Source organism: Lactobacillus sp. IBH004 (genome assembly GCF_026185255.2).
GTDB lineage: Bacteria > Bacillota > Bacilli > Lactobacillales > Lactobacillaceae > Lactobacillus > Lactobacillus melliventris.
Window position 1 is genome coordinate 671582 of sequence record NZ_CP110217.2, and the last position, 13806, is coordinate 685387.

The 13806-nt window shown below is 37.0% G+C and carries 12 protein-coding genes; 11 read left to right on the forward strand and 1 reads right to left on the reverse strand.

Going from position 1 to position 13806, the window contains the following annotated elements; translation table 11 throughout:
- Positions 1-57: 57 nt before the first annotated feature.
- Complete coding sequence (locus LDX54_RS03475) at positions 58-1092, reverse strand: lactonase family protein (protein ID WP_187156476.1); 1035 nt, start codon at positions 1090-1092, stop codon at positions 58-60.
- Positions 1093-1257: 165 nt separating this feature from the next.
- Between LDX54_RS03475 and LDX54_RS03480 the strand changes: the two genes are divergently transcribed.
- The 11 genes from LDX54_RS03480 to LDX54_RS03530 all read left to right on the forward strand — a co-directional run bounded on the left by LDX54_RS03480 (position 1258) and on the right by LDX54_RS03530 (position 13793).
- A complete protein-coding gene (locus LDX54_RS03480; protein WP_187156477.1) occupies positions 1258-4014 on the forward strand; it encodes a cation-transporting P-type ATPase in 2757 nt (918 codons plus the stop codon).
- 80 nt (positions 4015-4094) lie between these two features.
- Complete coding sequence (locus LDX54_RS03485) at positions 4095-4475, forward strand: PTS glucitol/sorbitol transporter subunit IIA (protein WP_046324585.1); 381 nt, start codon at positions 4095-4097, stop codon at positions 4473-4475.
- 13 nt (positions 4476-4488) lie between these two features.
- Positions 4489-5700, forward strand: coding sequence for an AI-2E family transporter (locus LDX54_RS03490; RefSeq protein WP_187156478.1), 1212 nt, complete (start codon positions 4489-4491; stop codon positions 5698-5700).
- 41 nt (positions 5701-5741) lie between these two features.
- Positions 5742-6299 (forward strand): tRNA (cytidine(34)-2'-O)-methyltransferase, encoded by a 558-nt coding sequence (locus tag LDX54_RS03495; protein WP_187156479.1) that lies wholly within the window; start codon positions 5742-5744, stop codon positions 6297-6299.
- 1 nt (position 6300) lies between these two features.
- Positions 6301-6693, forward strand: coding sequence for a DUF1149 family protein (locus LDX54_RS03500; protein ID WP_046324588.1), 393 nt, complete (start codon positions 6301-6303; stop codon positions 6691-6693).
- A 19-nt stretch (positions 6694-6712) separates the two neighbouring features.
- Entirely contained in the window at positions 6713-9163 is a 2451-nt protein-coding gene (locus LDX54_RS03505; RefSeq protein WP_265666850.1) for a DNA translocase FtsK, read from the forward strand.
- A 166-nt stretch (positions 9164-9329) separates the two neighbouring features.
- Complete coding sequence (locus tag LDX54_RS03510; protein ID WP_046324590.1) at positions 9330-10058, forward strand: SDR family oxidoreductase; 729 nt, start codon at positions 9330-9332, stop codon at positions 10056-10058.
- A gap of 65 nt (positions 10059-10123) precedes the next feature.
- On the forward strand, positions 10124-11242 hold the full coding sequence (locus LDX54_RS03515; RefSeq protein ID WP_265666849.1) for a helix-turn-helix domain-containing protein: 1119 nt from the start codon (positions 10124-10126) through the stop codon (positions 11240-11242).
- A gap of 27 nt (positions 11243-11269) precedes the next feature.
- A complete protein-coding gene (gene pgsA, locus LDX54_RS03520) occupies positions 11270-11830 on the forward strand; it encodes a CDP-diacylglycerol--glycerol-3-phosphate 3-phosphatidyltransferase (RefSeq protein ID WP_265666848.1) in 561 nt (186 codons plus the stop codon).
- Between the two features lie 159 nt (positions 11831-11989).
- Positions 11990-13168, forward strand: coding sequence for an ABC transporter ATP-binding protein (locus LDX54_RS03525; RefSeq protein WP_046324593.1), 1179 nt, complete (start codon positions 11990-11992; stop codon positions 13166-13168).
- A gap of 1 nt (position 13169) precedes the next feature.
- On the forward strand, positions 13170-13793 hold the full coding sequence (locus tag LDX54_RS03530; protein WP_110445849.1) for an ABC transporter permease: 624 nt from the start codon (positions 13170-13172) through the stop codon (positions 13791-13793).
- Positions 13794-13806 lie beyond the last annotated feature (13 nt).

Sequence of the window (13806 nt, forward strand, 5' to 3'; positions counted from 1 at the left end):
TAGAGAAATAAAAGAGTTGTCTTGCGTTAGACAACTCTTTTATTTGTTTTACAAAATTTATTCACTAAAAAGTACGCGAGTACCTTCGGGAACAAAAATATTTTTTTGAACTGGTGTCAAACAACCATTTTCAGCATCTCGTGTATATAAAGTGGCATTATCTGAATTTTGGTTGGTTGCTACCACATATTTTTCATCTTTGTCCCAGTTAAAATCACGAGGAAATTCACCAAAAGTTGAAATTCTTTGACGTAGTTGCAAGGTATGATCATCATTAACTGCAAAAACAGTGATGGTATCATGACCGCGATTGGAAGTGTAAATAAATTTACCATCATGGCTAATTTTTATGGCAGCTGCGCCGTTGTGGTCAGAAAAATCATCAGGAATGGTTGAATAAGTAGCAATATTTTTAAAATTCCAGTGGGCTTCATCTAACTTAACTAAGTTAATTTTACTTGAAAGCTCACCGACAACATAAAAATAATTACCATCAGGACTAAATACAATATGGCGTGTTCCAAAACCTGGCTCGTTTTGATATTTAGCCAGGTGCTTCAGCTTATTATTTTTGAAGCTGTAAAAATCAACACTGTCGTTACCCAGATCACAACTCACTAAATTGCCTTGTGGTGTTTGATCGAAAAAGTGGGGATGAGGGCCATCAGCTTGTTCTGGACAGGGACCAAGAGTATCTGCCGTGTGAGTTACGGAATCTAAAAAGGTCAGTTTACCCTCATCATCATACGAAAATACACTGAGTACAGCTGTATGATAATTTGCAGTGTATAATAGTTTTTTTTCGCGGTTAATTCCAATATAGGCTGGCGAAGAACCTGGGGTTAAATAAGAGTCCTTTTCTGAATATTTGCCCTTAACTAATGCGAAAGAACTGATTCCACCTTTTGCTCCAGCATTATTAATTGTAAAAATGAGATTGCCATCTTGAACAAAATACGTAGGTCCACCAACTTGGATTACTTCTTTTGCTGGTCCCATTTGCATTTCCACGCCATTAGCAGCCGGAGTAAGCGGCAGCTCATAAATTCCCGTTGACTTTTTTTTGGTGTATCCGCCAATTAATAATTTCATGCTTGAAAAGCCTCCAATTTCATTTATAATTGTCTCAATAATTAGTATAGCATGACACGCAATTGTAAAAATATTGAGTGACTTTATCATTTTAAAAAGTGGTAAAGTATGGTGTCGGTTTTATTAGTATAAAAACAAAAAATTTAAACAAGAGGTATGTTGGAAATGGAAGAAAATAAAATTCGAGAGCTTTACGCTAAGAATGATATTTCTGAAGTTTATACTAATCTTCACTCATCTTCGGCAGGTTTAACTTCTGCAGAAGCAACCGCAAGATTGGCAAAATATGGTCGTAACGAAATTAAAAAATCTGAGGAAGAATCCGAGTGGAAAACTTTCTTTAAGAATTTTATTAGTATGATGGCAATTTTATTGTGGATTTCAGGTGCCGTAGCCATGTTTAGTGGGACGCTTGAATTAGGAATTGCTATTTGGCTGGTCAATATCATTAACGGATTGTTCAGTTTTTGGCAGGAAAGAGCTGCCAAAAGAGCGACAGATGCTTTGAATAATATGTTGCCTACTTATGTTCAAGCAATCCGTGATGGTAAAAAAACACAGATTGATGCCAAAGAACTGGTTCCGGGAGATGTTTTTATTCTTCAGGCCGGCAATGCCATTCCAGCTGATGCCAGGCTGATTACTGCCAGTTCTATGCAGGTTGATCAAAGTGCGTTAAATGGTGAATCTGTGCCAGAATCAAAAACTACAGAATACGCTCCAGGTGAAGGCAGTTATGCGGAAGCAGACTTGGTTTATTCTGGAACAACAGTTGGATCTGGTACTGCTCGTGCTATTGCTTTTGCCACAGGGATGAATACTGAATTTGGTAAAATTGCGCAACTGACACAAAAGCAAAATAAGGTTGATAGCCCATTGACTCAAGAATTAGATCGGCTGACGAAACAATTATCAATAATTGCAGTTTCAATTGGCGTTTTGTTCTTAATTGCGGCAATCTTTTTCGTCAAATATCCTTTTGCCAAGGCCTTTATCTTTGCGTTAGGTATGATTGTTGCCTTTATTCCTGAAGGATTGCTTCCAACTGTTACTTTAAGCTTAGCTCAAGGAGTTAAGCGCATGGCTAAAAAGCATGCCTTAGTTAAAGAATTGAATTCGGTAGAAACTTTAGGCGAAACCACAGTTATTTGTTCAGATAAAACTGGTACTTTAACTCAGAATCAGATGACTATTCATTACATTTGGACGCCGCAAAATGAATATACGGTTACGGGTAATGGCTATGTTAATAATGGTCAAATTGAACTGAATAATAAGCAGTTATGGTACGAAGAAAATCCTGACTTGCATAAGCTGGTGCAGATAGCTTCTTTAGATAATGATACTGCGGTTCAACCCAGCAAAGTCAAAGGGGGTAAACCCAAAATTTTGGGAACCCCAACTGAAGCTTGTTTAATTATTATGGCTGAAAAAGCAGGCTTTGATCGTCAGAAAGTTCTGGTTAAATATCCTCGTTTACGTGAATTGCCTTTTGACTCTAATCGTAAACGCATGTCAACTATTCATCGCTGGAATGACAGTCAGTATATTATTTTTACTAAGGGGTCTTTCAGTGACGTAATTAAGCAATGTGATCAGATTCAAGTTGACGGTAAGGTTCGCTCTATGACTGAAGATGATAAAAAGCGTGCTGAAAAATACAATGCTGAATATGCTGCCAAGGGTTTCCGCAGTATGGCAATGGCTTACCGCATTGTTGAAAAAGAAAATACTGACGTTACTAAGTTAACGATCGAAACGGCTGAACAGCACTTGATATTCGTCGGCTTGACTACGATGAGCGATCCTCCTCGTCCTGAAATTTATAATGCTGTTAAACGGTGTCATCAAGCCAAGATTAAGATTATTATGGTTACCGGTGACTCTAAGCTAACGGCTAAGTCAGTGGCTGTCCAAATTGGTTTGACCTCAGACAAGGCGCGGGTCATATCTGGTGATGAGCTCGAGGATATGAGTGATGCAGATTTGCGAGAAGCGCTAAAAGGAGAAGTGATTTTCGCCCGGGTAGCTCCTGAGCAAAAATATAAGGTTGTTAAGACCTTGCAGGAAAACGGTGAAATTGTTGCCTCTACCGGTGATGGAGTTAATGATGCCCCTGCACTGAAACAAGCTGATATCGGTATCGCAATGGGTCTCACTGGCACAGACGTGGCAAAGGATGCTGCAAATATTATATTGACCGATGATAATTTTGCTTCAATTGTAGCTGCAATTGAAGAAGGACGGGCAGTATATAGCAATATTCGTAAGTTTTTGACTTATATCCTAACTTCAAATGTGCCGGAAGCCTTTCCTTCAATTTTATTCCTGTTTTCAGGAGGAATGATTCCTTTGCCAATGACGGTTATGCAGATTTTGACAGTCGATTTGGGAACGGATATGTTGCCGGCATTAGGACTTGGTGGAGAAGCAGTTGATCCGGATGTTATGAAACAGGCACCACGTAAACGCAATGAGCACTTGCTTAATAGAAGTGTAATTATCAAAGCATTTTTATGGTACGGCCTCATTTCCAGTGCGATTTCGATTTCAGCATACTTCTTCGTTAATTTCCAAAATGGTTGGCCTCATGTACCGTTAGCTGCTAACGGCCCGGTATACATGCGTGCAACCACAATGGTCTTGGGAGCAATCATTTTTACTCAGATTGCAAATGTTTTGAATTGTAGAACAAACAAAGTTTCGTTATTCAAGAAAGGCATCTTTAGTAACCGCAATATCTGGTATGGCATTATCTTTGAAATACTGCTATTTTTAGCTTTAACTGTAACTCCAGGATTGCAACAATTATTTAATACGACGAGATTATTGCCAGTTGACTGGTTATTCCTGTTCTGCTTGCCGATCCCATTAGTTATAATTGATGAAATTAAAAAATGGCTCCTTTACCATCAGAAATAAAGAAGTAACAAATAAAACCGCTTATATATTAGTTAAGCGGTTTTTGTTATGCTAAAATTAAAGCTTAAGGAGAACAAATTATGAAGTGGACAGCAACTATTACAAAAATTGGTAAACAAGCTATAGAGCCTAAGAGCAATATGGTAATTTTATTTGGTGAAAATGTTACAGCTGAACTGGTAGAAGTTTCAATTATTCAAAAATTTGACCCTGATTCGCCGCTTACTGGTTTTACTTTAAAAAAAGGGGACACAATTACAATTGATGGTCAAACATATGTAGCTGATTACGTTGGCGCCATGGTTGTCAGTGATATGAGGGCATTAGGACATGCCACACTTTTCTTTAATCAGCAAAAGTCTAAAAATCCCTTGGCAAATGCTGTGTATCTTACATTAGGTGACAAGCAAACTCTGCCTGAATTTAACGTTGGCGATGATATAATTTACGAACATATTTGATTAGGATGATTTGATGGAAGTAGAGAAAAAACATAAAAAAAGAACCATTTTTCAAAAATGGTTTTTGAATAACCGGTTTAGTATTGCATTACTGAACATTTTGTTGTTCTTCCTTGTAATCTGGTTGTTCAACAAAATTTCGTTTGTCTTAAATCCTGCTAAAGTGTTTGTAAGTGCAATCTTGCCACCACTAATGCTTGCTTTAATTCAATTTTATATCATGAATCCGCTGGTAGACATTTTAGAGCGGAAATTCAAAGTGCCAAGACTGGTTACGATCTTGGGACTATTTCTTCTTGTGGCAATTTTACTAGTGTGGATTGTTAATACTTTATTGCCAATTGTTCAAAGTCAAATTAATTCATTAATTGCACATTGGCCGCATATCTGGAAGGATGCAAGTAATGCTGTGCAAGAAGCACTGAGCAAGCCGCAGTTTCACAGTGTAAAAGGCAATATTAACGATGCTATTAATCGCGCGCAGGATATGCTTTTTAAATCAGGTCATGAAGCCATAAATGCCGCTCTGAGCAATATTTCTTCGGCGATCAGTGTAGTAACTATTATTGTTATGACTTTACTTACGGCACCGTTTATTCTCTTCTTTATGTTAAAAGATGCCCATAATTTGCGGCCCTATTTAACCCAATTTGCACCTAAGCGCTGGCAAAAGAGTTTTGGTGAACTGCTCTATGATATTAACACCGCTTTAGCTTCGTATATCAGGGGTCAAATCACAGTTGCCTTTTGGGTAGGAATTATGTTTGCTATTGGTTACAGTATAGTAGGCTTACCGTATGGCATTGCACTTGCTGTTTTAAGTGGTTTACTTAACCTGATCCCATATTTTGGTACGTTTATTTCCTTTATTCCTGCAATTGTAATTGCGATCATGCTTTCAGTTCCAATGGTCATTAAAGTTCTGATTGTGTTTGCAATCGAGCAAACAATTGAATCGAGAATTATCAGTCCTCTCGTAATGGGTAATAAGATGGAAATGCATCCGGTAACTACAATCTTATTGTTAATTGGTTCTAGTGCAGTTTGGGGACTTTGGGGTGTCATTTTTGGTATTCCTATTTATGCAATCTTAAAAATCATCATTTTACGTGTTTATAATTATTACCGTAATGTTTCCCAAGTTTTTAGAGAAGATGAGGACGAAGATACTACTCAAATTGCTGCGCAAATTGGCGAAAATGCTGATTTAAAAAATAAAGAATAAGATTAGTTTGTTTAGAAGTTTGATGTTGAAGGAGAAAAAGATTGACAAATCATGTAGTGTTATATGAACCATTAATGCCGGCCAATACGGGAAATATTGCTCGAACTTGTGCTGGTACTAATACAGTTCTTGACTTAATTGAGCCCTTAGGTTTTCAAATTGATAATAAAAAAATGAGACGAGCCGGGCTTGATTATTGGGATAAAGTTGATGTGCGGCTTCATGATGATCTTAATGCCTTTTTGAAGCAGTTGGGACCACAGGATGAGCTTTATCTTATTTCTAAGTTTTCTTCCAAAAACTATGCTGAGGTAGATTACACGGATTCTTCCAAAAATTACTACTTCGTATTTGGTAAGGAAACTACTGGCTTACCTGAAACTTTTATGCGAGAATATTACGAACGTAATTTGCGCATACCTATGTCAAATAATATTCGTTGTTACAATTTAGCTAATTCAGTGGCAATAGTTTTGCTTGAAGCATTACGTCAACAAGGTTTTCCTATGCTGGAAACTTCTCATCATTACGAAAATGACAAGTTAAAAGATAACTACAATCGTCCTGAACGCTATGAAAGAAATTTGGGAGGAAATTAAAATGGATTTTGAAAAAGAAACACCGGTGATAGTAAAAAATTTTCACTATGATGTTAATGAAGAACCTGAAACTAAAGATCAAGTTAATTTTGGCCTTAAAAAAGTTGAAAAACAAAATGATGATGGCACAACAGATGCAGGGGTAGATGGTAATTATTTTGACATCACCATCATTTTTGACGTGGCACCTGCTCCCGGAGAATTCTCAGTAAGTGGGATGATTAGCCAAATCGTTCAGATCAAAAATTATTTTGGTGATGGCAGTGATCTTAGTAAGGCTGATTACAAATTGCTTAGTAGACCTTTAGTTGAGTATATTGAAACATTAACTTATCAAGTTACTCAAATTACACTGGATAAACCAGTCAACTTGAACTTCCAAGCTAATTTTTAGTTGTTAATTGGGTAGTATCATGCCAAAAAAGAAAAGGAGAAAAACCACAAAGGCTCGAAAGAAGAATCAGAATACTGGAATTACATGGGCAATTGTCGGACTTTTACAAATTATTATCTCTGCTTTAGCATTTGCCAAATTTGGAATCCTAGGTAAACAAGTGGCAAATACTTTTCGCCTGGTCTTTGGAGATTCCTATTTGCTCGCAGCTGGTATTTGCATTGTTTTCGGCTTGGTTATGTTGATTTATAATAAGCCGATGCACTTTAACTTCAAACGCAGTTGTGGACTATTTTTTGCTATTTTGGGAATTTTATTAATTCAAAGCAGTATTTATTTTGAACGGGAATTCGTTAATAATGCTTTTATGAATGTCTTTTGGCATGAAATTTCAGCTGAATTCGGTCGCATGGCTGTTACCAAAAATATCGGTGGTGGCGTCATAGGCGCCTTATGCTATCAGATTTTTTACCCCTTACTTGGTCATATAGGACTGCGTGTAATTGCAATTTTATTGATACCGAGTGGTATTTTGATGTTTTTTGATGTTAAATTTTCAACAATTATCAAAAAATTTCAGTCTGTTAGTCAGCTTTTTATTAATAAAAACAAAGCAGCTGGTAGCAAAATCAAAGATAAATACGGCTCTTTCAAAGAGCAACGTGAGCAGAGAAAAAACCAGTTGCATAATCAGGATGATTCCAATTCAGTGGGTACAAAAGCTCCAGTTTTTCCAGACGTGGATGATTTTACTGTGGATGATAACTCTTCTGAAAGTAACATAGATCAAAACGAAGTAACTGATTTTCCATCTGAAAAAGCAGAATACGGTGATATTCCGGAACACGCTCCTGTTGAGCCGCAAATTCAAGTTGCAAGTCAAAACAATAACGCTAAAGCGCAGCAAAACGATTCTTCTGTTTCATCATTACCTAAATCACATTCTTTTGTTGAAGAAGATAAAAAGATTAAGGAAGAATTAGGAGCAGTAGATCACGGGGAATTAAAATCAAATCAAAAAGTTAGTCCGGATTATCAAAAACCGCCTTTAACATTACTTGATAATATTAAAAATATTGACCAAAGTACTGATAAAGCTCTTATTCGCAAAAATACTCAGACGTTACAATCTACTTTCAAGAGTTTTGGCGTTAACGTTATTATCAAAAAGGCGATACTGGGTCCAACTATTACGCGCTATGAGGTTCAACCGGCTGTTGGTGTTAAAGTCAGTCGCATTGTTAATCTCGCTGACGATTTAGCTCTTGCTCTGGCTGCAAAGGATATTAGAATAGAAGCACCAATCCCAGGGAAACCATATATTGGAATAGAGGTGCCTAATAAGAACACTTCAGTAGTTGCTTTTAAAGATGTAATGCAAAATCAAGATATCAGAGCCAAAAAAGATCCTATGCAGGTTCCTTTGGGTAAGGATGTCAGTGGACAAACTATTTCGGCTAATTTGACTAAAATGCCTCATCTTTTGATTGCTGGATCAACCGGTTCGGGTAAATCTGTAGCCATTAATACAATTTTAACCAGTATTTTAATGAAAGCATTGCCGGATCAGGTCAAGTTAATCTTGATAGACCCAAAGATGGTGGAGCTTTCTGTTTATAATGGAGTACCTCATTTATTGATACCGGTAGTTACTGATGCAAAATTGGCTGCAAATGCTTTGAGTAAAGCCGTTAAAGAAATGGAACGCCGCTATAAGTTATTTGCTGCAGCTGGGGCCCGTAACATGAGTGAATTTAACGAAAAGGTGCGGCTGAATAATCAAGATAAATCAAAACCGCCGATGAAGCCGTTACCATATATCTTAGTAGTAGTTGATGAACTGAGTGATCTAATGATGGTTGGCGGACGTGACGTTGAAGGAGCAATTGTCCGTTTGGGCCAGATGGCTCGAGCGGCGGGTATTCACATGATTTTGGCCACACAAAGACCGAGTGTTGATGTCATAACCGGTCTAATTAAAGCAAATGTTCCTTCACGGATTTCTTTTGCTGTTTCAAGTGGTATCGATTCACGGACTATTTTAGATCAAACTGGGGCCGAAAAATTACTCGGTCGCGGCGATATGCTATACATGCCTGTTGGTGCTTCAAAGCCTGAACGTATTCAGGGTGCTTATGTTTCTTCACATGAGGTTGAAAATATCATTTCATGGGTAAAGAAACAGCAGGAACCTGAATATGATAAAGGTATGATTCCACAAAAAGGCCAAGAGAACTCTGAAAATAAAGATGATGAGCCAAAAGACGAATTCTATGATCAAGCAGTGGACTTAGTAAGGCAACAACAAACGGCCAGTGTATCACTCTTACAAAGAAGATTTCGTATTGGTTATAATCGTGCCGCCAGGATTGTTGATGAAATGGAAGAAAAAGGTATTGTTGGTCCATCTGAAGGTTCAAAGCCTCGCCAAGTTTTATTACCGCCTAAAAAAGAGGGAGATAAGAGCTAATTTTTAAGAAAGTTTATCATGTCGTTTTATTAGTTCAAATTTGTGAAAAAATAATGGTAAAATAAAATCGAATGTGAATACATAACTTGATCTTTTTTGATGATCGATTGGTTATAAGGTCATTTTCAATATTTAAAGTAAAAATAAAATAAAAGGAATGTTTTAATTGCAGCGAGCTCTTGTATTTGGTGCTACAGGTGGCATTGGTCAAGCTATTTGTGTTGAGTTGGCTAATGCTGGTTGGTCTCTTTACATTCATTGCAGTCAAAATTGGCGAAAAGCTTATTCTTTGGCTCAAGGAATGAGTCAAAAATATCCTCAGCAGGATTTTATTCCCATCAAATTAGATTTTCTGGCTGAAAATAATGATTTAAAAGAATTTGTTAATAATTTACTGCCAGTTAACGCGGTGGTATTTGCCCAGGGAATTACCGATTATAATTTTGTTAGTAGTCAAGATACGGCCAAAATTGATGAGATTATGCGCATAAACTTGATTACCCCAATTAAGTTGACAGGACTATTTGAACCTCATTTGATAAAAAATGATTATAGTCGTATTGTTTATTTAGGATCAGTTTACGGTGGTTCAGGTAGTGCTATGGAAGCGGCATACAGTTCTTCCAAATCAGGTCTTGAAGGGTTTGCACAAGCATATGCCCGCGAAGTTGCTTCAGCTAACCTGACGGTTAATGTTGTTGCACCCGGTGCTGTCAATACAGCAATGAATTCCGTGCTTGGCCCTGAAACGATGGAAGAAGTTAAGGGTGAAATACCTGTTGGTCGTTTAGCAGAGGGTAAGGACATTTCTTATTGGGTTAAAACTTTACTTGACGTTCAGTCTGGGTATCTAACTGGTCAGACCATTTATGTTAGTGGCGGCTGGCTTATTTAAATGTAATAATTATATGTAGTATATGTTATACTCAAAGAGTAAATTTAGAATTTGAAGAGGTAACTATGGCAGATATCGGAGATAAATTACGCAGTGCCAGAGAGGCTAAGGGACTTTCAATTGAAGACATTGAAAAAACAACCAAGATTCAAGGTAGATATCTGACTGCAATCGAGCAAAACGATTTTGAAAAACTTCCTGGTGATTTTTACGTTAGAGCCTTCATTAGACAATATGCACAGATAGTTGGTTTAGATGGCAAAAAGTTGCTAAGTGAATACCACGAAGACATACCTAAAGCCGAACCTGAAGAATTTGTCGAAGACTCGATTGACAATAAAAGTGAGGAAGTACGTAAAACTACCAGTAATAAGAAAAAGATTTGGCAGGATTACCTGCCACGAATCATTGTCGGTTTGGGGATAGTTGCAGTAATTTTGGTATGCTACGTTGTATTTGCTCATTTTTCTTCTAGTCGCAATGAAAATAACAACGAAGCTAATGATGTTTCTGTTTCTTCGGATAGTGGTAAACGACACCGCAAAGTTAAGAAAGTTAAAAAGAAGAGAGTCAAGATTAAGGAACTGGCTGCAAATCAGTTTCAGATTACCGGCCTTAAAAATAACCGCAATTTAGTTATTAGAGCCGGTGATCAAGCGACTACAGTTTCTATTGCAATGAATGGCGTAAATCAAAGTGGTCAGACTTTAACAGCTGGTCAAAAGCATACTTTACGAATTCCAGAAACTGCGCAATCTGTCGTCGTTACATTTAGCAACGCTCTGGGAACATCAGTAACAATTGGTGGCAGAAAAGTACCATATACAGCTCAAAATTCGAGTCTTTCTTTAACCTTTTATATTGGCAAACAGCGTAATAGTCAAAATACTCAAAGCAACCAACCACATCAAAGTCAAAATAATTCCGGAACTACGAATAATAATTCAGGACAGAGTAATTCGAACCAGCAAAATCAAGAACATAGCCAAACCAATAATTCTAATGGTAATAATGGTGCAAGTTCGAGTACAAATAATGGTCAACAAAATACTCAAAATAATCAAAATTCCCAGAACAATGGTCAATCAAATCATGATAACAATCAATCAAATAACACTGATCATAATAATGATTCTGGCCATTCCGGAGGTACTTCCTCTAGTGGAAATGATGATAAAAAATAGTAACTATTTTTGGAGGAAAAGTTAAGAATGAATTTGCCTAATAAGTTAACGGTTTTTAGAATATTATTGATTCCGGTTTTCATGTTAATTGTTATTTTTGGTGGTGATGCCAGTTTTAAAGTTGCTGGTACTACTGTTTATTGGAGATTGGTAATAGCTGCGATTGTATTTGCAGTTGCTTCTGCAACTGATTGGTTTGATGGTCATATTGCCAGATCACGCAACTTGGTTACAAATTTTGGAAAGTTTGCGGACCCTTTGGCTGACAAAATGCTTACTATGACTGCATTTATAATGTTAATTTCCTTAAAACTTGCTCCATCATGGGTTGTAGCAATAATTGTTTGTCGTGAATTGGCTGTAACTGGATTGCGTTTGATTTTGGCTGAGAATAAAGGGCAAGTTATGGCTGCAGCTATGCCTGGTAAAATCAAAACGACATGTCAAATGCTTTCAATTATCTTTTTGTTAATTGGTGACTTTTATCATATAGGCACTATCTTACTTTATATTGCACTGATTTTTACTATCTATTCTGGCTGGGATTATTTCCACAGTTCATGGGATGTTTTTGAAGGTTCAATGTAAATTAAAGAAAAATTTAGTTTTATTAAAAAGCACTGTAAGGTAGTGCTTTTTTTGTGCTTCTTTTTAATACAAAAAAGAGCATAAAATGGTCAATTGTTGATTATGCTTCATTTACTTGTTAGGATTAAATTAAGGAAATATTGAAAAGGAGGAAAATTTATGGGAGAAAAAATACCAATGGTTGAGTTCAAAGATGTATCCAAGATATATCCTAAAATGAAAAATCCGGCTGTTAACCATATCAGTTTTGAAATAGATAAAGGTGATTTTTGCTGCCTAATTGGCACCTCCGGTTCAGGAAAGACTACTTTGATGCGGATGATTAATCGCATGAACAGCGTAACTAAAGGCGAGGTGCTGGTTAACGGCAAAAACGTTAAAAGTTTTAATCCCGTCAACTTGAGACGTCATATTGGGTATGTTATTCAAAATAATGGTTTGATGCCTCATATGACTATTAGAGAAAACATTATTTTGGTACCCAAGCTATTAAAATGGCCTAAGGAAAAATTAGCTGGTGAAGCGCAAAAGCTAATTCAAATGGCTGAATTGCCGGAATCATATTTAGACAGGTATCCGACTGAGCTATCTGGCGGTCAACAACAAAGAATTGGAGTTGTACGCGCACTGGCAGCAAACCAAAATCTAATATTAATGGATGAGCCTTTTGGTGCATTAGATCCGATAACTCGTGAAAGTTTACAGAATTTGGTACAAAACTTACAAGTGCGATTAGGCAAAACAATTGTTTTTGTCACTCATGACATGGATGAGGCATTAAAGCTTGCAACTAAAGTAGTTGTTTTGCATGATGGGCAGTTGATTCAAGTAGGAACGCCTGAGGAAATTTTACATCATCCTGCAAATGACTATGTTAAAAGTTTGATCGGTGAAGAGCGCCTGTCCGAAGCAAAATATGAAACCGTAAAAGTTAAAAACGTGATGCTAACTAATCCGATTAAGATTGACTTGGGTGCTTCTTTATCTGATGCCTTAACCATGATGAAGGAAAACCGTGTTGATACCCTTTTAGTGGTTGATAACAGCGATCACCTGAAAGGCTATATTTCAATTGATGATTTGCAACGAAATTATTCTAAGGCAAGCAGCGTTAGTGATATCTTGATTACTAAAGTAAGCACAGTTGGTCCGGATGAATATTTGCGTGATAACTTTAGTCGTATTATGAGCCGTAACAAGAGTTATATTCCGGTAATTGATTCTGATAATAAATTAGTCGGTATAGTTACTCGTGCAAGTTTGGTTAATGTCGTTTATCAAAAAATATGGGGCGATAAGGGCCACACGCAAAATAATACGGGAAAAGAGGCGAACTAAAATGTCAGCCTTTTTTGCACAGCATGGCTCAGAATTATTGGTAAAAACTTGGCAACAAATATATATTTCAGCTATTTCACTGGGCTTGGGAATTGTTGTAGCAGTTCCATTAAGTATCATATTAATGAAATTTCCGCGCGTGGCAAAAGTCGTGATTGCTATTGCCAGTATGTTGCAGACGATACCAGCTTTGGCTCTGCTTGCGATCATGATTCCATTTTTTGGTGTTGGTAAGCTGCCCGCAATTATTGCACTTTTTCTCTATAGTTTAATGCCCATTTTGCGGAATACATATGTTGGTCTGATGGGGGTAAACCCGGACACTATTGATTCTGCACGTGGCTTAGGTATGACTAATCTGCAATTAATTTTGAAAGTTGATATTCCTTTAGCAATGCCTGTAATCATGGCGGGAATAAGACTTTCTGCTATTTATGTTATTGCGTGGGCGACTCTAGCTTCTTATATAGGTGCTGGGGGCCTTGGCGACTTTATCTTTAATGGCCTTAGTTTATATCAGACTGATCTAATTTTTGGTGGTACCATTCCTGTTATCATATTGGCACTTCTAACTGATTATCTCTTGGGTAAGCTTGAACGTAAATTAACACCAAAAGGAATATAAGGAGGTATTCATC

Coding starts and splice junctions, on each gene's coding strand:
- LDX54_RS03475 (WP_187156476.1), bottom strand. CDS start 1,092: ATGAAATTATTAATTGGCGGATACACCAAAAAAAAGTCAACGGGAATT.
- LDX54_RS03480 (WP_187156477.1), top strand. CDS start 1,258: ATGGAAGAAAATAAAATTCGAGAGCTTTACGCTAAGAATGATATTTCT.
- LDX54_RS03485 (WP_046324585.1), top strand. CDS start 4,095: ATGAAGTGGACAGCAACTATTACAAAAATTGGTAAACAAGCTATAGAG.
- LDX54_RS03490 (WP_187156478.1), top strand. CDS start 4,489: ATGGAAGTAGAGAAAAAACATAAAAAAAGAACCATTTTTCAAAAATGG.
- LDX54_RS03500 (WP_046324588.1), top strand. CDS start 6,301: ATGGATTTTGAAAAAGAAACACCGGTGATAGTAAAAAATTTTCACTAT.
- LDX54_RS03505 (WP_265666850.1), top strand. CDS start 6,713: ATGCCAAAAAAGAAAAGGAGAAAAACCACAAAGGCTCGAAAGAAGAAT.
- LDX54_RS03515 (WP_265666849.1), top strand. CDS start 10,124: ATGGCAGATATCGGAGATAAATTACGCAGTGCCAGAGAGGCTAAGGGA.
- pgsA (WP_265666848.1), top strand. CDS start 11,270: ATGAATTTGCCTAATAAGTTAACGGTTTTTAGAATATTATTGATTCCG.
- LDX54_RS03525 (WP_046324593.1), top strand. CDS start 11,990: ATGGGAGAAAAAATACCAATGGTTGAGTTCAAAGATGTATCCAAGATA.
- LDX54_RS03530 (WP_110445849.1), top strand. CDS start 13,170: ATGTCAGCCTTTTTTGCACAGCATGGCTCAGAATTATTGGTAAAAACT.